The 22,392-nt window shown below is 60.2% G+C and carries 21 protein-coding genes; 8 read left to right on the top strand and 13 right to left on the bottom strand.

Annotated features, from left to right (window positions below; genetic code table 11):
• Positions 1-191 precede the first annotated feature (191 nt).
• The 9 genes from panC to dksA all read right to left on the bottom strand — a co-directional run bounded on the left by panC (position 192) and on the right by dksA (position 10,706).
• Positions 192-1,043: a pantoate--beta-alanine ligase gene (gene panC / locus AB4N98_RS16850; protein WP_017528782.1), complete on the bottom strand. Its 852-nt coding sequence runs from the start codon at positions 1,041-1,043 to the stop codon at positions 192-194.
• Complete coding sequence (panB, locus tag AB4N98_RS16855) at positions 1,040-1,840, bottom strand: 3-methyl-2-oxobutanoate hydroxymethyltransferase (RefSeq protein ID WP_017528781.1); 801 nt, start codon at positions 1,838-1,840, stop codon at positions 1,040-1,042. The genes panC and panB overlap by 4 nt, the downstream gene beginning before the upstream one ends.
• A 214-nt stretch (positions 1,841-2,054) precedes the next feature.
• Complete coding sequence (gene folK, locus AB4N98_RS16860) at positions 2,055-2,552, bottom strand: 2-amino-4-hydroxy-6-hydroxymethyldihydropteridine diphosphokinase (protein WP_017528780.1); 498 nt, start codon at positions 2,550-2,552, stop codon at positions 2,055-2,057.
• A gap of 2 nt (positions 2,553-2,554) precedes the next feature.
• A complete protein-coding gene (locus tag AB4N98_RS16865) occupies positions 2,555-3,958 on the bottom strand; it encodes a polynucleotide adenylyltransferase PcnB (protein WP_017528779.1) in 1,404 nt (467 codons plus the stop codon).
• Positions 3,959-4,667: 709 nt separating this feature from the next.
• Entirely contained in the window at positions 4,668-6,104 is a 1,437-nt protein-coding gene (locus AB4N98_RS16870) for a sigma-54-dependent transcriptional regulator (RefSeq protein WP_017528778.1), read from the bottom strand.
• Positions 6,105-6,126: 22 nt separating this feature from the next.
• Positions 6,127-9,081, bottom strand: a complete 2,955-nt coding sequence (locus tag AB4N98_RS16875) for a sensor histidine kinase (RefSeq protein ID WP_017528777.1) — start codon at positions 9,079-9,081, stop codon at positions 6,127-6,129.
• Positions 9,065-9,241, bottom strand: a complete 177-nt coding sequence (locus AB4N98_RS16880) for a hypothetical protein (protein WP_003176118.1) — start codon at positions 9,239-9,241, stop codon at positions 9,065-9,067. Before AB4N98_RS16880 ends, AB4N98_RS16875 begins: the two co-directional genes overlap by 17 nt.
• Before the next feature lie 62 nt (positions 9,242-9,303).
• Positions 9,304-10,191, bottom strand: a complete 888-nt coding sequence (gluQRS, locus tag AB4N98_RS16885) for a tRNA glutamyl-Q(34) synthetase GluQRS (protein ID WP_460148835.1) — start codon at positions 10,189-10,191, stop codon at positions 9,304-9,306.
• A gap of 83 nt (positions 10,192-10,274) precedes the next feature.
• On the bottom strand, positions 10,275-10,706 hold the full coding sequence (dksA, locus tag AB4N98_RS16890; RefSeq protein WP_065876794.1) for an RNA polymerase-binding protein DksA: 432 nt from the start codon (positions 10,704-10,706) through the stop codon (positions 10,275-10,277).
• A 319-nt stretch (positions 10,707-11,025) separates the two neighbouring features.
• On the opposite strand from dksA, the gene AB4N98_RS16895 reads away from it, so the two are divergent.
• A complete protein-coding gene (locus tag AB4N98_RS16895; protein ID WP_017528774.1) occupies positions 11,026-12,198 on the top strand; it encodes a pyridoxal phosphate-dependent aminotransferase in 1,173 nt (390 codons plus the stop codon).
• Positions 12,198-12,908, top strand: a complete 711-nt coding sequence (sfsA, locus tag AB4N98_RS16900) for a DNA/RNA nuclease SfsA (protein WP_068937241.1) — start codon at positions 12,198-12,200, stop codon at positions 12,906-12,908. The genes AB4N98_RS16895 and sfsA overlap by 1 nt, the downstream gene beginning before the upstream one ends.
• Here the strand turns inward: sfsA and AB4N98_RS16905 are convergent.
• Positions 12,905-13,222, bottom strand: coding sequence for a Rieske (2Fe-2S) protein (locus AB4N98_RS16905; RefSeq protein WP_017528772.1), 318 nt, complete (start codon positions 13,220-13,222; stop codon positions 12,905-12,907). The genes sfsA and AB4N98_RS16905 overlap by 4 nt on opposite strands.
• Positions 13,223-13,378: 156 nt before the next feature.
• Here AB4N98_RS16905 and AB4N98_RS16910 point away from each other — a divergent pair, with 156 nt between their 5' ends.
• Genes AB4N98_RS16910 through AB4N98_RS16920 form a run of 3 tightly spaced genes read left to right on the top strand, consistent with a single transcriptional unit; the run spans position 13,379 to position 16,058 of the window.
• On the top strand, positions 13,379-14,257 hold the full coding sequence (locus AB4N98_RS16910) for a heme/hemin ABC transporter substrate-binding protein (RefSeq protein ID WP_065876796.1): 879 nt from the start codon (positions 13,379-13,381) through the stop codon (positions 14,255-14,257).
• A 50-nt stretch (positions 14,258-14,307) separates the two neighbouring features.
• Positions 14,308-15,291 carry a FecCD family ABC transporter permease gene (locus tag AB4N98_RS16915; RefSeq protein WP_175404173.1) on the top strand — a complete coding sequence of 328 codons (984 nt, stop codon included), beginning with the start codon at positions 14,308-14,310 and terminating at the stop codon, positions 15,289-15,291.
• The gene (locus AB4N98_RS16920; protein WP_460148836.1) at positions 15,291-16,058 is read left to right on the top strand and encodes a heme ABC transporter ATP-binding protein; all 768 of its coding nucleotides are present in this window, start codon (positions 15,291-15,293) and stop codon (positions 16,056-16,058) included. Before AB4N98_RS16915 ends, AB4N98_RS16920 begins: the two co-directional genes overlap by 1 nt.
• Before the next feature lie 244 nt (positions 16,059-16,302).
• Here the strand turns inward: AB4N98_RS16920 and AB4N98_RS16925 are convergent, their stop codons facing one another.
• The 3 genes from AB4N98_RS16925 to AB4N98_RS16935 all read right to left on the bottom strand — a co-directional run bounded on the left by AB4N98_RS16925 (position 16,303) and on the right by AB4N98_RS16935 (position 18,772).
• Positions 16,303-16,575, bottom strand: coding sequence for a TfoX/Sxy family protein (locus tag AB4N98_RS16925; RefSeq protein ID WP_017528768.1), 273 nt, complete (start codon positions 16,573-16,575; stop codon positions 16,303-16,305).
• A gap of 203 nt (positions 16,576-16,778) precedes the next feature.
• Positions 16,779-17,123 carry a pentapeptide repeat-containing protein gene (locus AB4N98_RS16930; protein ID WP_017528767.1) on the bottom strand — a complete coding sequence of 115 codons (345 nt, stop codon included), beginning with the start codon at positions 17,121-17,123 and terminating at the stop codon, positions 16,779-16,781.
• Between the two features lie 92 nt (positions 17,124-17,215).
• Positions 17,216-18,772 carry a bifunctional aminoglycoside phosphotransferase/ATP-binding protein gene (locus tag AB4N98_RS16935; RefSeq protein ID WP_135196738.1) on the bottom strand — a complete coding sequence of 519 codons (1,557 nt, stop codon included), beginning with the start codon at positions 18,770-18,772 and terminating at the stop codon, positions 17,216-17,218.
• 118 nt (positions 18,773-18,890) lie between these two features.
• Here AB4N98_RS16935 and mrcB point away from each other — a divergent pair, with 118 nt between their 5' ends.
• Genes mrcB through AB4N98_RS16950 form a run of 3 tightly spaced genes read left to right on the top strand, consistent with a single transcriptional unit; the run spans position 18,891 to position 22,295 of the window.
• The gene (mrcB, locus tag AB4N98_RS16940) at positions 18,891-21,215 is read left to right on the top strand and encodes a penicillin-binding protein 1B (protein WP_017528765.1); all 2,325 of its coding nucleotides are present in this window, start codon (positions 18,891-18,893) and stop codon (positions 21,213-21,215) included.
• Between the two features lie 16 nt (positions 21,216-21,231).
• Entirely contained in the window at positions 21,232-21,966 is a 735-nt protein-coding gene (locus tag AB4N98_RS16945) for a tetratricopeptide repeat protein (protein WP_017528764.1), read from the top strand.
• Positions 21,966-22,295: a YqcC family protein gene (locus AB4N98_RS16950; RefSeq protein ID WP_017528763.1), complete on the top strand. Its 330-nt coding sequence runs from the start codon at positions 21,966-21,968 to the stop codon at positions 22,293-22,295. The genes AB4N98_RS16945 and AB4N98_RS16950 overlap by 1 nt, the downstream gene beginning before the upstream one ends.
• Positions 22,296-22,392: the final 97 nt, after the last annotated feature.

The following is a 22,392-nucleotide window of genomic DNA, read 5'->3' on the forward strand; positions in this document are numbered from 1 at the left end:
TTAGGACACTTCAAAGTCCGGAACATCCAGTCTTTCTATCAAGGATTGGGTTCCAGACAGCGCTAACCTTAGCGCCGGGCGATTACATTAAACCTAGCGTGTCGATATGTCTTGGCTTTGTCTGCGCTGTGGCCGGTACTTTTTTATACCGGCGCAGCATTCAGGGCAACAGGCGAGCTGTTCGGAGGGGGTCAGTTGAGGTTCAGGTGCAAGTTGTCGATGAGGCGGGTCGTACCCAGAAAGGCCGCGACCAGAATCACAATGTCCCGATCTTCAGGCGTGGCGGGGCGCAGGTGCAGGCCTTGGCGAACTTCCAGGTAGTCCAGGCGCAGTCCGGCGGCTTGGATCTGTTGTACCTGTTGCGCGCGCAATTTGGCGAAATCGAGGTCACCGTCCTTGATGGCGGCGGCAATCTGGCTGAGGCTGCGAAACAGCACCGGCGCAATCGCACGTTGCTCTTCGCTGAGAAAGCCATTGCGTGAAGACAGCGCGAGGCCGTCGTCGGCGCGCACGGTAGGTTCGCCGATGATCTGGATCGGCATGTTCAGGTCGTGGACCATGGCGCGGATCACCGCCAGTTGCTGGTAGTCCTTTTGGCCAAACACCGCGATGTCCGGCTGCACCATGTTGAACAGCTTGCTGACCACCGTGGCCACGCCTTCGAAGTGCCCGGGACGGCTGGCGCCGCACAAGCCTTCGGACAATTGCGGAACGCTGACGCGGGTCTGGCCGGTCATGCCGCCGGGGTACATTTCTTCGACGGTGGGCGCGAACAGCAGGTTGCACCCGGCTTGCAGGAGTTTTTCCTGGTCGGCGGCGAGGGTGCGGGGGTATTTGTCCAAGTCTTCGCCGGCGCCAAATTGCAGCGGGTTGACGAAGATGCTCGCGACGACAAAGTCGGCCTGCTGCACCGCCTTGTTCACCAGGGTCGCATGGCCGCTGTGCAGGTTGCCCATGGTGGGCACGAAGCCGATGCGTTTGCCGGCTTTGCGGGCGTGGGCGACGGCAGCGCGTAGTTCGCGTACGGTTTTTACGGTGTTCATGCAGAGAATCCGTGTTCGGCGCCTGGGAAGGTCACGCCTTTGACTTCAGCGACGTAAGCACTCAACGCAGCATGGATGCTGTCCTGGCCGGTCATGAAGTTCTTCACGAACTTCGGCACGCGGCCGGTGATCGACAGGCCGAGCATGTCGTGCAATACCAGCACCTGGCCATCCGTTGCCGAGCCTGCGCCAATACCGATCACCGGCACCTTAACGGCCTGGGTGATTTCTGCGGCCAATTCGCTGGGCACACACTCAAGCAGGATCATCGCCACGCCCGCTTGCTCCAGGGCGATGGCATCGGCACGCATCTGGCGCGCCTGGGCTTCATTGCGACCTTGCACTTTATAGCCGCCGAGGATGTTCACCGACTGCGGCGTAAGGCCCATGTGCGCACACACCGGCACGCCGCGTTCAGCCAGCAGGCGGATCGATTCGGCAAGCCATACGGCACCTTCCACCTTGATCATGTGCGCGCCGGCCTGCATGAGTTTGCCGGCGTTCAGGAAGGTCTGTTCAAGCGTGGCATAGCCCATGAACGGCAGGTCGGCGATGATGAACGCGCCCTCATTGCCGCGCTTGACGCTGGCGGTGTGGTAGGCGAGTTCATCGGTGGTCACGGGCAGGGTGCTGTCATTCCCTTGAAGAACCATGCCCAGGGAGTCGCCTACCAATAACACTTCAACCCCAGCCTGGCAGCAGGCGTTGGCGAAGGTGGCGTCATAGCAGGTCAGCATGGTGATTTTTTCACCTTTGAGCTTGAGGCTCTGCAAGGTGGTCAGGGTAATGTCTGGCATGAAAAGGGTCCTCGTTCAGGCGCTTGGAAACAGCGAGTAACGCGCGTGAGTCTTCGTTTATACAGGCGCACCGTCTTGAGAGCAGTGCTTATAAGGCCTGGATTGCGCCCTTTAGCGCCGGGTTGGCGGCAGCGGGACGCCTATAGTCGTGAGGAGGACACGGGAAGTCAATTGGATGTGTTACCGCATTGTTACGACGGGGGTGTTACCGCTGTTACTGATGCGATTCAGCAGCGCGAAGGCGTTCCAGGCCGACAAACGGGCAGGCTTCAAGCAGGGCACCGAGGCATGTGCCATCCGGCAGTTGCAATGCCGCGGGCGCCAGTTCGGCCAGCGGATACAACACAAACGCACGCAGGTGCATCTGGTAGTGGGGCACCTTCAGGCGCGGTTCATCGATCAGGCGATCGCCAAACAGCAGAATGTCCAGGTCAAGCGTGCGTGGGCCCCAACGCTCCAGGCGCTCGCGGCCTTGGTCGTTTTCGATGGCTTGCAGCGCATCCAGCAAGTCGAGAGGCGCAAGGCTGCTGTCCAGGGCGGCAACCGCGTTGGTGTAGCGCGGTTGGCCAGGGAGCAGGGAGTCACTTTGGTAAAAGGCGGACACACCCGCGACGCAAGTGCCTGGCAACTGAGCCAGCGCTTGGATAGCGCTGCGCAATTGCTGGTCCGGGGCGGCCAGGTTGCTGCCCATGCCGATGTAGATGCGTTCCACGTTTATTCGCCTGCGGCGCCCGAGGCATCGGCTGCGCTGCGCTTGCGCTTGGTACCGCTGCGCCGGCGCTTCTTCGGCCCTTCGCCGGTTGCTTCACCTTTGCTGCCCAGCTCACGAATCATCTCGCGACGCTCGCTGTCATTGGCGTCCTGGTAATCGGTCCACCATTCGCCCAGGCCGTCGGTCTGTTCGCCGGCGCTTTCGCGCAGCAGCAGGAAATCGTAGCCGGCGCGGAAGCGTGGGTTGTCCAACAGCAGGTCGGCGCGTTTTCCGCTGCGGCGCGGCAGGCGCTCCTGCATGTCCCAGATCTCTCGGATCGGCATGGTGAAGCGCTTTGGAATGGCGATGCGCTGGCACTGTTCGGCAATCAGTTCGTGAGCGGCTTCCTGCATGGCCGGAATCGGCGGCATGCCACGGTCCTGCAAACGCAGTACACGTTTTGGCAGGGCTGGCCACAACAGGGCGGCAAACAGGAACGCCGGGGTGACCGGTTTGTTCTGCTTGATGCGCAGGTCGGTGTTGATCAGCGCTTCGCTGATCAGCGTGTGGGTATAGGTTGGGTTGTATTCCAATGCTTCGGCGCTGGCCGGGAACAGAGGGTCGAACAACTGCAGGTCGACGAGCATCTCGAACGTGTCGGCGGCGTAGCCCGAGAGGAACAGCTTGAGCACTTCTTCGAACAGACGTGCCGAGGGAATTTCCCGCAGCATGGGCGCCAATTCGCGAATCGGCGCAGCGGTATGCTTCTCGATGCCGAAGTTGAGCTTGGCGGCAAAGCGCACGGCCCGCAGCATACGTACCGGGTCTTCCTGGTAGCGTTGCGTCGGGTCGCCGATGAGGCGGATCAGGTTGTTGCGGATGTCGTGTACGCCGTTGGCGTAATCGAGGATGCGTTCGCTGACCGGGTCGTAGTACAGGGCATTGATGGTGAAGTCGCGGCGTTGCGCGTCTTCTTCCAGGGTGCCATAAACGTTGTCACGCAGGATGCGACCGCTCTCGTTGCGGGAGGACTGATTGGTGTCTTCCTCTTCATCGTTTTGCGGATGGCCGGCGCGGAACGTTGCGACTTCGATGATTTCGCGCCCGAAATGGATGTGCACCAGCTTAAAGCGGCGGCCGATGATGCGCGCATTGCGAAACTCGGCGCGCACCTGTTCAGGCGTGGCACTGGTGGCGACGTCGAAATCCTTGGGCGTGATATTAAGTAGCATGTCGCGTACGCAACCGCCGACCAGATAGGCCTGGTAACCGGCGTTCTGCAAACGTTCGACGATATTCACCGCATAACGGCTGAACTGAGCGCGTTGCAGCGAATGTTGGCTGCTATTGAGCACTTCAGGCGTGCTGCGTTTGTGTTGCGTACGACGCAAGGGAGAACGGAATGACTGGAACAACTTCTTCAGCATGGGATGCACTGTTTGAAGGAATGTTCGGCCATAACGAAGAATGACCGCATGATGGGCGGGGATTCTAGCATTTAGTCGGGGGATGGTGTAGGAACAAGCTGCAGGCTTTGCGCCAGAAGCCTTTGAGCGTCGAGTTCGTAGCTATTTACCAGAAACTACAAGGGGAGCCGAAGCTCCCCCAGAAGTAGTTGCGTGCTCTATTTTTATTATTGGTTTCGGGCTTCTTGTTTTTGTTGATCGCCCTCGCCATGAAGCTTCACCTTCATGACACTCCCAATCGGGAGTCAAGAGCAAACGGATTGCTTTGGTCGCTGTGTTGCTGATCTATGATCCAACCAGTTCAGGCTCTGCCTTAGGGCAGTTTTTGTTGTTCTCGGCCTGGTTGCGGGGCAAGCCCCAAATGCAACGCCTCTCCAAAAGAATCAGTTAGCTGCGCCTCCGCCGTGTTGTTTTTGTTATGCGTGAGTCGATTCGTCTTATTTTTATTGTCTTGTACAAAGCTTGTTATTGTTTTTGTACTAAGCATATAGCAGGGTGCGTGCCAACTTTTGCGCCGCCTAACAAAACCGGGGGTTTGAGGGGTTTTTGGGTTTTTGACGGGCCAAAAAAAGCCGGGGCTTCGTTACCGTAAGCCCCGGCTTTTGTTACGCAAAAAATCAGCGGTAACAGTTTTTTCACATCTGTGGGTGTTACCTAAGGGCGCGCGCCCTCAACTTTCGCTGGCCACACCGGTCTTGCGCCGTGGGATGCCCAGGCGCTGGCGCCGCTCCCACAGGCATTTACGGCTCACGCCCAGTTTGCGCGCCAGTTCGGTTTCGGTCATATGGTCCTGATGTTCCAGAACAAAATGCTGGAAGTAATCTTCTAGTGACAAATCCTCGGTTGGCTCATGGCTGGTATTGCTACCGCCCTGTTGCGGGGCCAGGCCGATGAAATCGTCATCCTCCAGGTCGCTGAGTTCGATATCGATGCCCAGCAGCTCGGCGGAAATTTCCGGGCTCTCGGACAGGATCACCGCGCGCTCGACCGCATTCTCCAGTTCCCGCACGTTACCCGGCCACGAGTAGTGCCTGATCGCCTGCTCGGCATCCGGCGCAAACCTCAGGTCGGTACGGTTGATGCGCGCACTCTGGCGCAGCAGGAACGCGTTGGCGATCTCGTTGACGTCGGCACCACGCTCGCGCAAGGCCGGCAGCTTGAGCGCGATCACATGCAGGCGGTAGTACAAGTCTTCACGGAACTGGCCGATCTTGGCCAGGCTCTTGAGGTCACGGTGGGTGGCCGCGATCAGGCGAACATCTACCTTCTGCGACTGCACCGAACCCACGCGGCGGATCTCGCCTTCCTGCAGCACGCGCAGCAATCGCGCCTGTGCTTCCAATGGCAACTCGCCAATTTCGTCGAGGAACAATGTACCGCCGTCCGCCGCTTCCACCAGGCCCGCACGCCCGGCGCTGGCACCGGTAAACGCGCCTTTTTCGTGGCCGAACAATTCGGACTCGATCAGGGATTCGGGGATTGCCGCGCAGTTCACCGAGATCATCGGTGCCTTGGCGCGCTTGGACAGGTTGTGCAGGGCGCGAGCCACCAGTTCCTTACCGGTGCCCGACTCGCCCTGGATCAGCACATTGGAGTCGGTAGGCGCCACTTTGCGGATCTTGCCGTACAGGTCCTGCATCGGTGGGCAGGAGCCGATGATGCCGATCTCGCCATTACTGTTGTCGACGCCCGGTTTGTCGGCGCCGCCGGCGGCTTTGCCGGTGGGGCGTTGTTCGGCCGGTGCGCTGCTGGCCGACTGACGGTCGCGCAGGATGCGCGCCACGGCCTGGAGCATTTCATCGTGATCGAAAGGCTTGGCAATGTAGTCCACCGCGCCCATCTTCATCGAGTCTACCGCCGAGCGCAGGCTCGCGTAGCTGGTCATGATCAGCACCGGGGTGCCTTGGCCAAGCTTGATCAACTCGGTGCCAGGTGCGCCAGGCAGGCGCAGGTCGCTGACAATCAGGTCGAACGTGGGGATGCTGAAACGCTCTTGTGCTTCCTGCACCGAGCCGGCTTCGCTGACCTGGTACTGATTGCGTTCAAGCAGGCGACGCAAGGCAGAGCGGATAATGGTTTCGTCTTCGACGATCAAAATGTGCGGCATTGATTCAATTCTCTCGACGGTCTCAGTTCACAGCGGACGTCGCTTCGACATGACGCGGCAAGGTCACCCGAATACGGGTGCCGCGTTGGCTTTCGGTGTCAGCCGGGCTGTCGATGGTGATTTGTCCATAATGCTCTTCAACGATGGAATAGACCAGTGCAAGGCCCAGACCGGTGCCTTCACCCGGATCCTTGGTGGTGAAGAAGGGTTCGAACAATCGGTCCATGATGTTCTGTGGAATGCCGCTGCCTTCGTCCTCCACGATCAGGTCGACCGTGTGCTCGAAAGCCTCACTCTTGACCCGTACTGCGCCACCGGCGGGCGTCGCATCGCGGGCGTTTGACAGCAGGTTGATCAACACTTGGGCCAAGCGTTGTGAGTCGCCGTCGACCCAATGGTCCGGGTCGCACAGGTTGAAAAACTGTACTTCGAAATTGCGCCGGTTCAAGGCCAGCAGCCCAATGGCGTCCTGTGCCACTTCGGCCAGGCACACGGCCTCATCAAGGTTCTGATGGGCGCCGGCGTGGGCAAAACTCATCAGCGACTGCACGATGCGTGACACGCGTTTGGTCTGTTCGAGGATCTGCCCGCTGATTTCGATGATTTCGCCATCTTCCTCGCGTTCTTCGCGCAGGTTTTGCGCCAGGCAGGCAATCCCGGTAATCGGGTTGCCGATCTCGTGGGCCACGCCCGCCGCCAGCCGCCCGATGCTGGCCAAACGTTCGGAGTGTACCAGTTTGTCTTCGAGCATCTGGGTTTCGGTCAGGTCTTCGACCAGCAGCACCAAGCCGCTGTTACCGGGGGCCAGGGGCTCGTCGATGGCCGCTTTGTGCAGGTTGAGCCAGCGGGTCTGGCCATCGAGGGCCAGGTGCTGCTTGTGCAAATGCTCATCGGGCACGTCGATAAAGCCTTGCAGCAGTTCTTTCCACGGCTCGCCCAGGGTGTTCAGGCGCGACCCCACGACCCGTTGCGCGGCGATACCGGTGAGTTCTTCCATGGCTTTGTTCCACATCAGGATCTCTTGATCCTTGGCCAGTGAGCACACGCCCATCGGCAGTTCCTGCAGGGTCTGGCGGTGGTAGCGGCGCAAGGCGTCGAGTTCGGCGGCAAGGCCGGTAAGGCGTGAGTGGTAATCCTCCAGCCGGCTCTCGATGAAGTGGATGTCTTCGGTGACATAGTTTTCGCCGCCAGCCTTGTAGGGCAGGAAGGTTTCCACCATGTCCTGGGACACGCTGGGGCCCATCAGGCCGGACAAGTTGGCCTCGATCCTGTCGCGCAAGCGGCGCAGCGCATAGGGGCGCCGCTCGTCGAACGGCAGGTACAGATCGCGCAGCGCCTGCTCGACTTCCTTTTGTGCGGCCTTGGCGCCCAGTGGCTTGGCCAACTGCGTGGCGAACTCCTGGGGCGAGGCGGCGTGCAATTCGCGACGTTGCGGGCGACGCACGTTATCCACGGCGCAGGCTTCGGCGGCGCTGGTTTCCTCGGGGCTGGCATTGGTGAACAGCGAGATCAGGGTGAACATCAGTACGTTGGCGGCCAACGAAGCAATCGCGGCCATGTGCCAACTGGTGTCGTCCAGCACATAGATCATATTCAGCAGCGGGATGTAGAAGCCCTGCAGGTTCCCGACCAGCGGTAGCAGCATGGTCACGACCCAGACCAGAATCCCGGCGAGCAGACCGGCGATAAACCCACGGCGATTGGCGGTCGGCCAGTACAGCACCGACAACACGCCCGGCAAGAACTGCAGGGTGGCGACAAACGCAACGATGCCAAGGTTGGCGAGGTCTTGCCCGGCGCCCAGCAACAGGTAGAAGCCGTAGCCGGCCATGATGATCGCGACAATCAGCGCGCGACGCGTCCACTTCAGCCAACGGTAGATATTGCCTTCGGCGGGGGGCTGGTACAGCGGCAGCACCAGGTGGTTAAGCGCCATGCCCGACAGCGCCAGGGTGGTGACGATGATCAAGCCGCTGGCGGCCGACAAACCACCTACATACGCGAGCAGGGCCAGCGCGGGACTATTGGCGGCAATGCCGATGCCGAGCGTGAAATATTCGGGGTTGGTGGTGGCGCCCAGCTTGAGGCCCGCCCACAGAATCAACGGCACCGCCAGGCTCATCAGCAGCAGGAACAGCGGCAAGCCCCAACTGGCGCTGACCAGCGAGCGTGGGTTGAGGTTCTCGGTAAATGTCATGTGGTACATGTGCGGCATCACGATTGCCGAGGCGAAGAACACCAGCAGCAGCGTACGCCAAGGGCCCTCCTGCAATGGCGTGTGCAGGGCGGCGAGGGCGGTCTGGTTTTGCAGCAGCCACAGTTCCAGCTGTTGGGGACCATCGAATACGCCGTAAAGCGCATAGAGGCCCACGCCGCCGATGGCGATCAGCTTGATCACCGACTCGAAGGCAATCGCAAATACCAGGCCTTCGTGCTTCTCGCGGGTGGCGATATGGCGCGAGCCGAAGAAAATCGTAAACAGGCTGATCAGTGCACAGAAGGCCAGGGCAACCACATGTTGCACCGGTGCGCGGGTGAGGATGCTGATGGAGTCCGCCACGGCCTGGATTTGCAAGGCCAGCAAGGGCAATACGCCAATCAGCATGAACACGGTTGTCAATGCGCCGGCCCAGGTGCTGCGAAAGCGGAAGGCAAACAGGTCGGCCAGGGACGACAGTTGGTAGGTGCGGGTGATCTTCAGGATCGGGTACAGCAGCACCGGCGCCAGCAAAAAGGCGCCGGATACGCCGAGGTAGCTGGACAGGAAACCGTAGCCGTACTGATAGGCCAGACCGACCGTGCCATAAAACGCCCAGGCGCTGGCGTACACGCCAAGGGACAAGGTGTAGGTCAACGGATGGCGAATGATCGCCCGCGGGATCATTCCGCGCTCACTGATCCAGGCGACGCCGAACAGCGCGGCCAGGTAGGCGGCGCTGATCAGCAACATCTGGGTGAGGCTAAAGCTCATCGGCATCTTTTTGGCTCTGCAGGATGAAAGTCACGACGATCAGGATCAGCCACAGCAGATAGGGGCGATACCAGGCGCCCGTGGCGTCGATCCACCAATCCATGATGGCGGGGGAAAACAGGTAGATCCCGACGACCAGCAGCAGGACCAATCGATAGATGTACATGTTGGCCTCTGATTAAAAAACTGCGGCGATGGTAACGGATGCCGGGCAAGCTGCAAGCGCCTTCAGCTCAATTGCGCCTCGGCCAGCGTCAGTGTGCGTGGGATCAGTGTGGCATCCCAGTGCTCGATGCCCCAGTCGAGCAGCTCCCGCGGGCTGGCATGAAGCAGTTCGGCCGCCGGTTGCTGGCCGAGCGCGCGCAAGGCCCTGACCAGCAAGGGGGTGGCCTGGCCTGGCGTCAACGGCGGTGAACGGTAGGACTTGCCCAGCTTGTTACCGTCCGGCTGGACGATCAATGGCACGTGCAAATAGCGTGGTTGGCGCAGGCCCAGCAGCTCTTGCAGGTACAGCTGGCGCGGGGTGGAATCGAGCAGGTCGGCGCCGCGCACGATATCGGTAACGCCTTGCCAGGCATCATCCAGCACCACGGCCAGTTGGTAGGCGTAGAGACCGTCACGGCGACGGATAACGAAGTCTCCTGCATCGCGGACCAAGTGTTGTCGGAATTCGCCTTGCACGCGGTCGGTAAAGTGGTATTCCAGCTCAGGAACACGCAAGCGGATGGCCGCATTCTGCTGCTCATGGCCGGCATTGCGGCACAGGCCGGGATAGATCCCGTTATAGGGTTCCAGCTGTTTGCGCGAGCAGGTGCAGGCGTAGGCCAAGCCATGGTTGAACAGGTCGTTCAATACCTTGGCGTAGGCATCATGCCGCTCGCTTTGTCGGACCAGTTCACCGTCCCATTCGAAACCATAGCTTGCCAATGCATGAAGAATCGCAGCCTGTGCGCCGGGCTCTTCGCGGGGAGGGTCAAGGTCTTCCATGCGCATCAGCCAACGGCCTTTGTGGGCGCGGGCGTCAAGGTAAGAAGCGAGGGCGGCGACCAGTGAGCCGAAATGCAAATGGCCGCTGGGCGTGGGGGCAAAACGCCCGATATAGGTAGAGGCTGTCATGGGCCGGATACTACTGGAAAATCGGTAAACGCCAGAAACAGAAATGGGGCGTTCGCACGCCCCATTCGTTCAGCCCGGCAGGATTACTTGCCGACCTGTTTTTCCTTGATTTCGGCCAAGGTCTTGCAGTCTACGCACAGGTCCGCAGTCGGGCGGGCTTCCAGGCGGCGAATGCCGATCTCGACGCCGCAGGATTCGCACCAGCCGTATTCTTCGTCCTTGATCAGTTGCAGGGTCTTGTCGATCTTCTTGATCAGCTTGCGCTCGCGGTCACGGGCGCGCAGTTCGAGGGCAAATTCTTCCTCCTGGCTGGCACGGTCGGCCGGGTCAGGAAAATTGGCTGCTTCGTCCTTCATGTGGTCAACGGTGCGGTCAACTTCCTGCATCAAGTCCTGTTTCCACTTGTTCAGGATCTTGGTGAAATGCGCGCGCATGGGCTCGCCCATGTACTCCTCACCTTTCTTTTCTACGTAAGGTTCGAAGCCGCTGATGTTTTGCTTGTCTTGGGTGGACATGAATAGACCGCCTCTCACTCTTCTAATCCATTGCGCAGGATTGCAACGTCACCGACACCTGCCGGCCCTGCGGCTGCAAGCGGGCGAACTTACCAGATAGATTCGGGGTGCGCCACTCCCGGTTGTCGAGGCCCGTCGCGCAGAGGTTGCAAACTGCAATCGCCTGTCGTGGCTGGGTATGTCTCGGCTCGGATGTTGATTTTAGTCGTTTTGTACGCGCTTGCCCGGACCACACAGGCGGCCGAACAGGCAATAGAGCATGTTTTAGCGCCAGGGTTCGGTAGAATCCGGATTTTGTCCTCACCGTTAAGGAAGGCTAATGGCTCAGCCCTACAGTGCGCGCAGTCGCGCCATCGAACCTTTTCATGTCATGGCATTGCTGGCGCGGGCCAATGAGCTGCAGGCTGCTGGCCATGATGTGATCCATCTGGAAATCGGCGAGCCGGATTTCACTACCGCCGAGCCGATTATCCAGGCCGGCCAGGCGGCGCTGGCCAATGGCAAGACCCGTTACACGGCCGCTCGTGGCTTGCCGGAGTTGCGCGAAGCCATCAGCGGGTTTTACCAGCAGCGTTACGGATTGTGCGTAGACCCCGAGCGCATTCTGATCACGCCTGGCGGTTCCGGCGCGTTGTTGTTGGCCAGCAGCCTGCTGGTCGATCCGGGTAAGCACTGGCTGCTGGCAGATCCCGGTTACCCCTGTAACCGGCACTTTCTGCGGCTGGTTGAAGGTGCCGCCCAACTGGTGCCCGTGGGCCCTGAAGTGCGCTACCAGTTGACTGCCGACCTGGTCGCCAAGCACTGGGACCAGGACAGCGTAGGCGCGCTGGTCGCCTCTCCGGCCAACCCTACCGGGACGATGCTCACGCGGGACGAGTTGGCTGGGCTTTCGAGCGCGATCAAGGCACGTGACGGCCATCTGGTGGTGGACGAGATCTATCACGGTCTGACTTACGGCACAGACGCCGCGAGTGTGCTGGAAGTCGACGACGATGCCTTCGTGCTCAATAGTTTTTCCAAGTATTTCGGTATGACCGGCTGGCGCCTGGGGTGGCTGGTAGCCCCGCCGGCGGCGGTAAGTGAACTGGAAAAACTGGCGCAGAACCTCTATATCAGCGCACCCAGCATGGCTCAGCATGCGGCGCTGGCCTGCTTTACCCCGCAAACCCTGAGCATTCTGGAAGAGCGCCGCACCGAATTTGGCCGCCGTCGCGACTTTCTATTGCCGGCCCTGCGCGAACTGGGTTTCGGCATCGCGATAGAGCCGCAAGGTGCATTCTATTTGTACGCCGATATCAGCGCGTTCGGCGGTGATGCCTTCGCGTTTTGTCGTCACTTCCTGGAAACCGAACACGTCGCCTTTACCCCCGGATTGGATTTTGGTCGCTATCAAGCCGGCCACCACGTGCGTTTTGCCTACACCCAAAACCTTGAGCGCCTACAGGAAGCCGTAGAGCGAATTGCCCGTGGTCTGCGGAGTTGGCAAGGCTGATGCGTTTTTATCCTCCCCTCGAAGAGGGTCGGCTGATCCGGCGCTACAAGCGCTTTCTCACCGATATCGAAACCGTTACCGGCGAGTTGCTCACCATTCACTGTCCAAACACCGGTTCCATGCTCAATTGCATGGTCGAAGGCGGGCAGGTCTGGTTCAGCCGTTCCAGTGACCCCAAGCGTAAATTGCCTGGTACCTGGGAAATTGCCGAAACACCGCAAGGGCGCCTGGCATGTGTGAACACGGCGCGCGCCAATCAGTTGGTGGAGGAAGCGTTGCGCGCGGGCGTGATCACGGAACTCAACGGCTTCACCGCATTGAAGCGTGAAGTGCCCTACGGTCAGGAGAAAAGTCGGATCGACTTCCGGCTGGAATACCCGGACGGCGCGGCCTACGTGGAAGTTAAAAGCGTCACCCTGGGCTTTGACGACAGCAGGGTTGCCGCTTTCCCCGATGCGGTGACCCAGCGTGGCGCCAAGCATCTGCGCGAGCTGGCGCACCTGGCGCGGCAGGGTGCGCGGGCGGTGCAGTTGTATTGCGTCAACCTGTCGGGCATTGATGCGGTGCGCCCGGCGGTGGAAATCGACGCCATCTACGCTGCGGCCCTGCGCGAAGCCAAGGCGGCCGGCGTGGAAGTGCTGGCCTATGGCGTACGGGTGACATCCGAGGAAATTGGCGTGGACCGCCGATTGGACGTGCTGCTCGACTAGACGTCTACCCACAGGCCTTGTTCGTCTTCACGGCCGGGCAGCGCAATGAGACTCTTGCCGGCGCACGGGCCTGCGATGCATTCGCCGCTCTCGATCAGGAACAGTGCACCGTGGGTGGCGCACTGGATCAGGCTGGCGCTGTCGTCGAGGAAGCGATCAGGGTGCCATTCCAGGGGGATGCCTCGATGGGGGCAGCGGTTGATATAGAAGTAGGCAATGCCCTCCCGGCGCACCGCCAATAGCTTGCAGCCGTCGATATCAAACCCGCGGCTGCTGTCTGGCGCTAGCTCATCAGAGGGGCAGAGAAACTTCATTACAATCCTTAAGTGCCTTGACGTTCAAATGCAAACAATTATCAAATGCCGGCTTCGCCCGTTTGCTGACTGGGTACTCGGTTCGATGCCTGGCAGGGATTATCTGTCACATTCGTGAGCGCTCAAGAGGCCCTGCTTCTGGAAGGAAACCCTGTTATGCGCCTGAGTGCCAGCGCTATTGCGCTTGTTGTCGGACTGCTGGTCAACCCCGGGGCGCAAGCCTCTGAGCCGCCACAACGCTGGGTGAGTGCCGGTGGGGCGCTGTCTGAATGGGTGACGGCGTTGGGCGGCGAGTCGAAACTGGTGGGGGTGGATACCACCAGTCAGCATCCTGAATCGCTCAAGGCCCTACCCAGCATTGGTTATCAGCGGCAGTTGTCGGCCGAAGGTATTCTCAGCCTGCGCCCCCAGGTGTTGGTGGGTACCGAAGAGATGGGGCCGCCGCCGGTGCTGGCGCAGATTCGCAACGCAGGTGTCCAGGTCGAAATGTTCTCCGCGCAGCCAGATCTGCCGAGCTTGAACGGCAATCTTCAACACCTGGGCAAATTACTCGGGGACGAAACCAAGGCCCGCGAATTGTTTGCCGGATATGAACAGGCGCTGGTTCAGCAAAAAAACTGGGTTGCCAAGGCCCGGTCCACGCAAAAGGCGCCGGGTGTGTTGCTGCTGATCGGCCATGCCGGGGGCAAGCCGTTGATCGCCGGTAAAGACACGGCGGGCGATTGGGTGCTGCAGCAGGCGGGTGGGCATAACTTGGCCACCCATAGTGGTTACAAACCGTTTTCCGTGGAGTCGCTGGCAGGGTTGAGCCCGGATGTACTGGTATTTGCTGACCGTGCCCTTACGGGGGATGCGGCACGCGCGGCGTTGTTCAAGGAAAATCCGATCCTGGCTTCAACGCCTGCCGCAAAGAATGGGCGAGTATTTGAATTGGATCCGACGCTGTTGGTGGGCGGGCTTGGGCCGCGCCTGCCGCAAAGCCTGGTGCATTTATCCAGCGGCTTTTATCCGCCTCAGGCCAAGCCTTCCCCATGACCTCTCTGGTTAAACCGAAAACACTGTTTGTCGGGCTGTCGCTGTTGTGTGTGTTAGCGACCTGGCTCTCGTTGGCACTGGGGCCGGTGAGTTTGCCGTTGCTGGATACGCTCAAGGCGGCGTTGCGGTTGGTCGGCGTGCCGATCGAAGCGCAAGGTTTGGAGCAGGCTGAACTGATCCTGGGGCAGATTCGTCTGCCGCGAACCTTGCTGGGCCTGGCGGTGGGTGGCGTATTGGCCTTGTCGGGCGTGGCGATGCAGGGGCTGTTTCGCAACCCGCTGGCAGATCCGGGTTTGGTGGGCGTTTCCAGTGGCGCGGCGCTGGGGGCGGCTATCGCGATTGTCGGCGGTTCGCTGTTGGGTGGGCTGCCGGATGCACTCGGGCCCTACTTGCTGTCGTTGTGCGCTTTTTTGGGCGGGTTGGGCGTTACCGCGCTGGTCTATCGCCTGGGGCGGCATAACGGCCAGACCAATGTCGCGACGATGCTGCTCGCGGGTATCGCCCTTACGGCGTTGGCCGGTTCGGCGGTAGGCCTGTTCACCTACCTGGCGGATGACGCCACTCTGCGCACTCTGGCGTTCTGGAATCTGGGCAGCCTCAACGGTGCCAGTTATTCGCGGTTGTGGCCGTTGCTGCTGGTCAGCGCTGGGGTGGCGCTGTGGTTGCCGCGCCGGGCGAAAGCACTGAATGCATTGTTGCTGGGTGAATCCGAGGCCAATCATCTTGGAATTGACGTTGAAAGGCTCAAGCGTGAATTGGTGTTCTGCACTGCCTTGGGGGTAGGGGCTGCGGTGGCGGCGGCGGGCATGATTGGTTTTGTCGGGCTGGTAGTGCCGCATTTGGTGCGGTTGCTGGCGGGGCCTGATCACCGGGTGTTGTTGCCGGCTTCGGTATTGGCGGGCGCGAGTTTGCTGTTGTTTGCCGATCTGGTCGCGCGGCTGGCCTTGGCACCGGCTGAACTGCCCATCGGTATCGTGACCGCGTTCATTGGCGCGCCGTTTTTTCTTTACCTGTTGTTGCGGGGGCGTGCCTGATGTTGAGTGTGCAAGACCTGCAGATTCGTCGCGGCGGCAAGACTGTGCTGGCGGATATCACCCTGGACCTGCTGCCGCGCGAAGTGCTCGGCGTGCTGGGCCCCAACGGCGCCGGGAAAAGTACGCTGCTCGGTGCGTTATGCGGTGAGTTACGCCCCAATCAGGGCAAGGTGTGGCTGGATCAGCAAGCGCTGGAAAACTGGAGCGGATCGCAGCGTGCACAGCGACTGGCGGTGTTGCCGCAAACCTCGACCCTGGATTTTGCGTTCCGTGTCGAAGAGGTGGTCGGCATGGGCCGTTTACCTCATCAAACCGGCCGCGTACGCGATGACGAAATCATCCAGGCGGCCTTGCAGGCGGCGGATGTCGCGCACTTGAAGGGCCGCAGTTACCTGGCGTTATCCGGCGGGGAGCGTCAACGCGTGCACCTGGCGCGCGTGCTGGCGCAGCTATGGCCTGGAGAGGCGGGGCAGACCTTGTTGCTGGATGAGCCCACATCAATGCTTGATCCTCTACACCAACACACGACCTTGCAGGCTATTCGGGCGTTTGCCGATCGCGGGGCGGCGGTGCTGGTAATCCTTCACGACTTGAACCTGGCCGCGCGTTACTGTGACCGCATTTTGCTGCTGGAGAAGGGGCGCCCGCATACTCTGGATATGCCGGCACAGGTGATGCGGCCCGAGCCGCTTAAAGCGGTGTTTGGGCTGGATGTGTTGGTGCAGCCGCATCCGGAACGTGGGCATGCGTTGATTATCACGCGGTGATGCCAGCTTTCGCGCAGGCAAAAAAAGACCCGGCAAGAGCCGGGTCAAATAACCGTGATTAGCCTGATGAGGAGATAATCTGAGAGTCCGAACCAATGGTCTTTCAGTTATCGGCTGATCTCGCGACCAGTTGTGATAATCATAACGATTCTCATTTGTGAGTCAACAGTTGTTTTTGCCTGCTTTTGGTTTTTTCTCAAACATCTGTTCGAAACCCGCGTAGACCTTGGGTTTGCCGGCCATTTTAAATTTTCTGGCGCGCTGCAATCGCCTCCAGTTGCCGGTTCAATGCTTCCTTGCGCTCCGCAGGAATGTCGTTCCAGTGCACATCCATCAAGGCGCCTTCAATGGCGTACAACAAAACCTTGGAGGCCCGGAAGCCACGGGTCCTTACGGCTCGATACGCATCGACCGCCCCCAGGCGACGCAAGTCCGATGCACTGTGGATGCCCACCGCATGCAGCCATTGTGCTGATGTCTTGCCGAGGTTCTTCAGGTGTTGCAGCTCATCGTTCATCAAGCCTCCTTGCAACGGCCGAATGGTGCGGTGGGTATCGTGACCAGGCAAGCCTGAAAGGGAGTGTAGCGCTCAGTAGGAAAAGCGTGGTTCTTTGGTCCGAAACGGCCCAAAAGCTTATAAGAATGGCGCGGGGATTTTGACGGCGGGCAGGGTAAAGCGCCCGCTACGCATTGCGCGTAGTCGGGCCTTGGGCGGATGTATTACTTGGTGCGATAGCGCAGGCGGGTGCCGAAGTTGACCGACATAAGGATTTCGTCGGCGGTCAACTCAGGCGGGAAGTAGGTGCCCGAAATCTGTGCATGGGCCAGGCTGGCGCCCTCCAGCGAGCAGTGACGCAAATCCAGGCCGCGCAGATCGGCGGAGCGGAAGTACGCATCAGTGAAATCCACGTCATCCGCGTGCAGGTCGCGTAAGTCCAGCCCACGGAAGTCGCCACCGCGCATGTCGATGACGCCTTCTTTCGGGCGTTGATGATTGAAGCCTCGAATATCGTCTTTATGCAGGAGCGCGTAGAGCGGGGTATCAAGAAGCTTAGGCTGACTCATGAGGGCACCTCCTGTTGGATTTATGACGCCATTATAGTGCCACTATTGCTGGGGCGTGCGCCCAAGAAGACGACACGCCCAAGAAATTTTTCTTACAGACCAGGCAGGCGTTGACGAATTTGTGCAACCAACGCATCGAGGGTTCCGCTTTGGTTGGTCTCGACACATTTGCTCAGCAGCAGCTCTTCAGCGGTCAGCGGGTCACGGTTGGCCTGCTGTTCTTCAATAACGGCCAGCGTAGCGTCAGACGGATCATTTTTATCTGTCTGACGTTGTGCCAGCCAACTGGCGATAACAGCTGATGGCGCGTTGCAATCCAGGATCAGGAAGGGAGCGCCAGTGGCTTCGGCAACCTTGGCGGCTGCGTCGCGCTGCTCGCGCTTGAGGAAAGTGGCATCCAGCACCACCGGGAAACCGGCGCGTAGCACGGTGTCGGCGATTTCATTCAGGCGAGCGTAGGTCTTGGCGCTGGCATCTGTGGTGTAAATACCCGCCTGCGGGGTGTTTTCTACCTGCTGCTCGCCGAACAGGCGCTTGCGCTCCACGTCCGACCGCAAGCGTATGGCCCCCAGTGCTTCTACCAGGCGCATGGCGACGTGGCTTTTGCCCACTGCGGACACGCCGTGGGTAATCGCCAGGAAACGCGACGGAATGGTGCTGTAGCTTTCCGCCAGGTTGGCGTAGTTGCGGTATTGACGCAGGGTGGTGGCGCGCTGCACCGGGCTTGCCTCGCTCGGCATACTGAACAGCGACACCTTGGCGCGTACCAGTGCGCGGTAGGCTTTGTAGAAATTCAGCAGTTCAAGGCCCTGATAATCGCCGGTCAGCTCCAGGTATTGGCTGATGAAGCGGCGAGCGAGGGACTTGAGGCCGCGGTCTTCCAGGTCCATGGCCAGGAACGCGGTGTCGGCGTACACGTCGGTAAAACGGAACGGTTCGTTGAACTCGATGCAGTCGAAGATCACTACGTGGCCATCGATCAAGGTGGCGTTACCCAGGTGAATGTCACCGTGGCACTCGCGAGTGAAACCGTCGATTTTGCGCTGTGCCAGCAGGGGTCTAAGGCGTTCGAAGCTGCTTTCGGCCCAGGCTTGGAGCGCTTCCAGTTGGGCCAGGTCGGCTTTATCGCTGAGAAACGGGCGAATCTGATCGAAGTTCTGCCGAACCGGTGCCATCACTTCGTTCGCGGTACCGGCGGGGTGTTCCTGCGGGACCTTTGGTGCGGTGAGATGAAAGTGCGCAATTTGTTTGGCCATCTCATCGATGTGTACGCTGGTCAGCTCGCCGTTGGCCTGCAAAGTGCTGAGCAATTGGCTTTGCGGGAACTGACGCATCTTCAGTGCGTACTCGATCACCGGCCCTTCACCGCCCAATCGAGGTGCGTCGGCCGTACCGGTAATCGGCAGCACGTCCAGATACAAATCCTGGGTCAAGCGTTGGTTGAGGCGCAGTTCTTCGTTGCAAAAGTGGCCGCGTTTTTCCAGATCGGTGAAATCCAGAAAGCCGAAGTTCATCGGCTTCTTCAATTTATAAGCGTAAGGCCCCGTGAGCACTACCCACGAAATATGGGTTTCGATGACGTGGAACGCTTCAACCGGATGCGGGTATAAAGCCGGGTTTTGCAGGGCAGCGATCAGTGTTTGGCTCACGGGCGATCCTTCAGAGTCTGGGGGAAATCATGGCGGGCATTATGGCCGCTACGGGCGGTCGTGCAAACCGCTGTCGGGCTCATGTTGAACATCAATAAAGTGCGTATAATCCGCCGCCATGACTCGAACCCGATCTCCCCGTTCCCGTAAAAAACCTCCTTCCAGTGGCCTGCGTCCGTGGCTCGGCTGGGCGCTCAAGCTCGGCCTTGTGGGCCTTGTGGTGCTCGCAGGCGTCGCGGTGTACCTCGACGCCGTGGTCCAGGAGAAGTTCTCCGGCAAGCGCTGGACCATTCCGGCCAAGGTGTACGCGCGCCCGCTGGAGCTGTTCACTGGCCAGAAGCTGAGCAAGGATGACTTCCTCACTGAGCTCGATGCCCTGGGCTACCGTCGTGAACCCGTGAGCAACGGGCCGGGCGCGGCGGCTGTCAGCGGTAATACGGTCGACCTGAATACCCGCGGCTTTCAATTCTATGAAGGCCTGGAAAAAGCCCAGCCGGTACGCGTGCGTTTTTCCGGTGACTATGTGGCGGAGCTGTCATCGCTCAACGGCTCTAAGCTACCGGTGGTGCGCCTCGAACCACTGATGATCGGTGGGATTTACCCGAAGAACCTTGAAGATCGCATCTTGATCAAGCTTGATCAGGTGCCGCCGTATCTGCTTGAAACCCTGGTTGCCGTCGAGGACCGCGACTTTTATAGCCACTGGGGCGTCTCGCCGAAGTCGATTGCCCGCGCGATCTGGATCAACACCTCCGGCGGCAAGATGACTCAGGGCGGCAGTACGCTGACCCAGCAGTTGGTCAAGAACTTCTACCTGACCAGCGAGCGCAGCCTGACCCGCAAACTCACCGAAGCCATGATGGCGATGCTGCTTGAGCTGCACTACAGCAAGCAGGAAATCCTCGAGGCGTACCTCAACGAGGTCTTCGTCGGCCAGGATGGCCAGCGTGCGGTACACGGTTTCGGTCTGGCCAGCCAGTTCTTCTTCGGTCAGCCGCTGTCCGAGCTGAAGTTGCATCAGGTCGCCTTGTTGGTGGGCATGGTCAAGGGCCCGTCCTACTACAACCCGCGCCGCAACCCTGAGCGTGCGTTGGAGCGTCGCAACCTGGTGCTTGATGTGTTGGAGCAGCAGGGTGTGGCCACCGCTGAGCAAGTTGCAGCAGCGAAGAAAATGCCATTGGGTGTGACCACTCGTGGCAAATTGGCGGACAGCTCTTTCCCCGGCTTCATCGATTTGGTTAAACGCCAGTTACGTGAAGATTACCGCGACGAAGACTTGACCGAAGAAGGCCTGCGGATCTTTACCAGTTTTGACCCGATCCTGCAGATGAAAGCGGAAGCGTCGGTCAACGACACCTTCAAGCGTCTGACGGGCCGTAAAGGTTCCGATGAAGTAGAAGCGGCGATGGTGGTGACCAACCCGGAAACGGGTGAAGTCCAGGCCATGATCGGCAGTCGCCAGGCCAGCTTTGCCGGCTTCAACCGTGCTCTGGATGCGGTGCGGCCGATCGGCTCGCTGGTCAAGCCGGCGGTCTACCTGACGGCGTTGGAAAAACCGAGCAAATACACCCTGACCAGTTGGCTGTCGGATGACCCATTGTCGGTCAAAGGCGGGGATGGCCAGGTGTGGACGCCGCAGAACTTCGATCGCCGCTCCCATGGCACCGTATTCCTGTACCAGGGGCTGGCGCATTCCTACAACATTTCCACTTCGCGCCTGGGCCTTGAAGTGGGCGTGCCGAATGTTCTCAAGACCCTGGCGCGACTGGGTATTACCCGTGAGTTCCCGGCCTTTCCGTCGATCCTGCTGGGTGCTGGCGCAATGACGCCGATGGAAGTCGCGACCATGTATCAGACCCTCGCCAACGGCGGTTTCAATACCCCTATGCGCGGGATTCGCAGTGTGCTGACCGCTGAAGGTGAGCCGCTCAAGCGCTACCCGTTCCAGATCCAGCAGCGTTTCGATGCGGGTTCGATCTACCTGATCCAGAACGCGATGCAGCGCGTGATGCGTGAAGGTACCGGCAGTTCTGTCTATAAAGTGCTGCCGTCCAACCTCACGTTGGCGGGCAAGACCGGTACCAGTAACGACTCACGTGACAGTTGGTTCGCCGGTTTTGGTCAGGACGTGCTGGCGGTGGTGTGGCTGGGTCGTGACGATAATGGCAAGACGCCGTTTACCGGTGCGACCGGTGCGCTGCAGGTCTGGACCAGTTTCATGCGCAAGGCCGACCCGCTGCCGTTAAACATGCCGCAGCCGGATAACATCGTGCAGGCCTGGATTGATCCGCACACAGGTCAAGGCTCCGATGCCAACTGCCCGGGCGCGGTGCAGATGCCGTATATTCGCGGCAGCGAACCACCTCCTGGAGCTGCGTGCGGTGGCGGTGCCCCCGCTGACGCGGAATCGGTGATGGACTGGGTCAAGGGCTGGATGAATTAAGCAAAGAGGGTTTCAAGTGAACAAGTGGTGTATTCCAGCGATTACAGTTCTGGCTTTGCTCGGCGGCTGTTCCAGCGTGCAGCGCGGCTCCATTCCCGTGGTGGACTCGAGCACGGCCGTTTCCAATAACGACCGCATCTCGGCCAATGGCGGTTTCCGCCAGACCGTGACCAACCGTCCGGCGCAAGCCAAGCCGCAGGCCATGCCTCAGGATTCGGGCGTTGTAGTGATGGTGCCGGGCGGCGGTGCTGCCACGTCGGCGCCGATCAGTGCGGAGCCGTGGACGCCAGGGCCAAGCACTTCCGGGCCGATCGACGCTGCGCCGATTCAGGCGGCGCCGGTCAACCAAGGCACCTACACGATGCCGTCGACGCCGAGTGGCATTCCTTCGTCTTCCAATGCGGGCGGCCTGTCGGCTGATGAGCAGTTGGATGGCCCGGTGCTGGCGCTGCTGACCACTGCGCAGCAACAACAGGCGGGGGGCGATTTGAACGGTGCGTCGTCCAGCCTTGAGCGCGCGCAACGCGTTGCGCCTCGCGAGCCGCAAGTGCTGTACCGCCTGGCACAGGTCCGCATGGCCCAGGGGGATGCGCCGCAAGCCGAGCAGTTCGCTCGTCGTGGGCTCTCGCTGGCCAATGGTCGTCCCGACCTGCAAGCCAGCCTGTGGGCTCTGATTGGTGATGCACGTGCTGCGCAAGGCGATGCCGCCGGCGCTGCGCAGGCCCGTCAAAAAGCCAAGGTCAACCTCTGATGGATGCACGGTTTCCCGCGATAGCCGAACAGTTATTGCTGATCGAGCGCGAGTTGCGCGTGCAGGGCTGGTGGGACGAAGTGTCCCCCAGTGCGCAGGCGCTCAGCAGCGTCGAGCCGTTTTCGGTGGACACACTGGATTTCCATCAGTGGCTGCAGTGGATCTTCCTGGCACGTATGAAGCAGATCCTCGAACAGGACCTGCCGTTGCCCAATGCCTCGGGCATCCTCGAAATGGCAGAGATGGTTTACGCCGATCGGCCACGCGAGAGCCTTGGATTGCGCAATGCGCTGAAAAAGTTCGATCAATTGATCGTCGACGCTCGTTAATTGCCTGACTGCCGGGTTTTTCGGCAGTCTTGCGCATATTTCTACCGCTTGACGACATTCAGGCGAGTTTTATCCCTCCTCAAAGGCCTTTCTTCTA

It is taken from the genome of Pseudomonas sp. S3_E10, assembly GCF_054667615.1.

Bases quoted from the DNA above. Each gene is read 5' to 3' on its own strand.
- panC (WP_017528782.1), bottom strand. From the start codon at position 1,043: ATGAACACCGTAAAAACCGTACGCGAACTACGCGCTGCCGTCGCCCAC.
- panB (WP_017528781.1), bottom strand. From the start codon at position 1,840: ATGCCAGACATTACCCTGACCACCTTGCAGAGCCTCAAGCTCAAAGGT.
- AB4N98_RS16865 (WP_017528779.1), bottom strand. From the start codon at position 3,958: ATGCTGAAGAAGTTGTTCCAGTCATTCCGTTCTCCCTTGCGTCGTACG.
- AB4N98_RS16870 (WP_017528778.1), bottom strand. From the start codon at position 6,104: ATGCCGCACATTTTGATCGTCGAAGACGAAACCATTATCCGCTCTGCC.
- AB4N98_RS16875 (WP_017528777.1), bottom strand. From the start codon at position 9,081: ATGCCGATGAGCTTTAGCCTCACCCAGATGTTGCTGATCAGCGCCGCC.
- AB4N98_RS16880 (WP_003176118.1), bottom strand. From the start codon at position 9,241: ATGTACATCTATCGATTGGTCCTGCTGCTGGTCGTCGGGATCTACCTG.
- gluQRS (WP_460148835.1), bottom strand. From the start codon at position 10,191: ATGACAGCCTCTACCTATATCGGGCGTTTTGCCCCCACGCCCAGCGGC.
- dksA (WP_065876794.1), bottom strand. From the start codon at position 10,706: ATGTCCACCCAAGACAAGCAAAACATCAGCGGCTTCGAACCTTACGTA.
- AB4N98_RS16895 (WP_017528774.1), top strand. From the start codon at position 11,026: ATGGCTCAGCCCTACAGTGCGCGCAGTCGCGCCATCGAACCTTTTCAT.
- sfsA (WP_068937241.1), top strand. From the start codon at position 12,198: ATGCGTTTTTATCCTCCCCTCGAAGAGGGTCGGCTGATCCGGCGCTAC.
- AB4N98_RS16905 (WP_017528772.1), bottom strand. From the start codon at position 13,222: ATGAAGTTTCTCTGCCCCTCTGATGAGCTAGCGCCAGACAGCAGCCGC.
- AB4N98_RS16910 (WP_065876796.1), top strand. From the start codon at position 13,379: ATGCGCCTGAGTGCCAGCGCTATTGCGCTTGTTGTCGGACTGCTGGTC.
- AB4N98_RS16920 (WP_460148836.1), top strand. From the start codon at position 15,291: ATGTTGAGTGTGCAAGACCTGCAGATTCGTCGCGGCGGCAAGACTGTG.
- AB4N98_RS16925 (WP_017528768.1), bottom strand. From the start codon at position 16,575: ATGAACGATGAGCTGCAACACCTGAAGAACCTCGGCAAGACATCAGCA.
- AB4N98_RS16930 (WP_017528767.1), bottom strand. From the start codon at position 17,123: ATGAGTCAGCCTAAGCTTCTTGATACCCCGCTCTACGCGCTCCTGCAT.
- mrcB (WP_017528765.1), top strand. From the start codon at position 18,891: ATGACTCGAACCCGATCTCCCCGTTCCCGTAAAAAACCTCCTTCCAGT.
- AB4N98_RS16950 (WP_017528763.1), top strand. From the start codon at position 21,966: ATGGATGCACGGTTTCCCGCGATAGCCGAACAGTTATTGCTGATCGAG.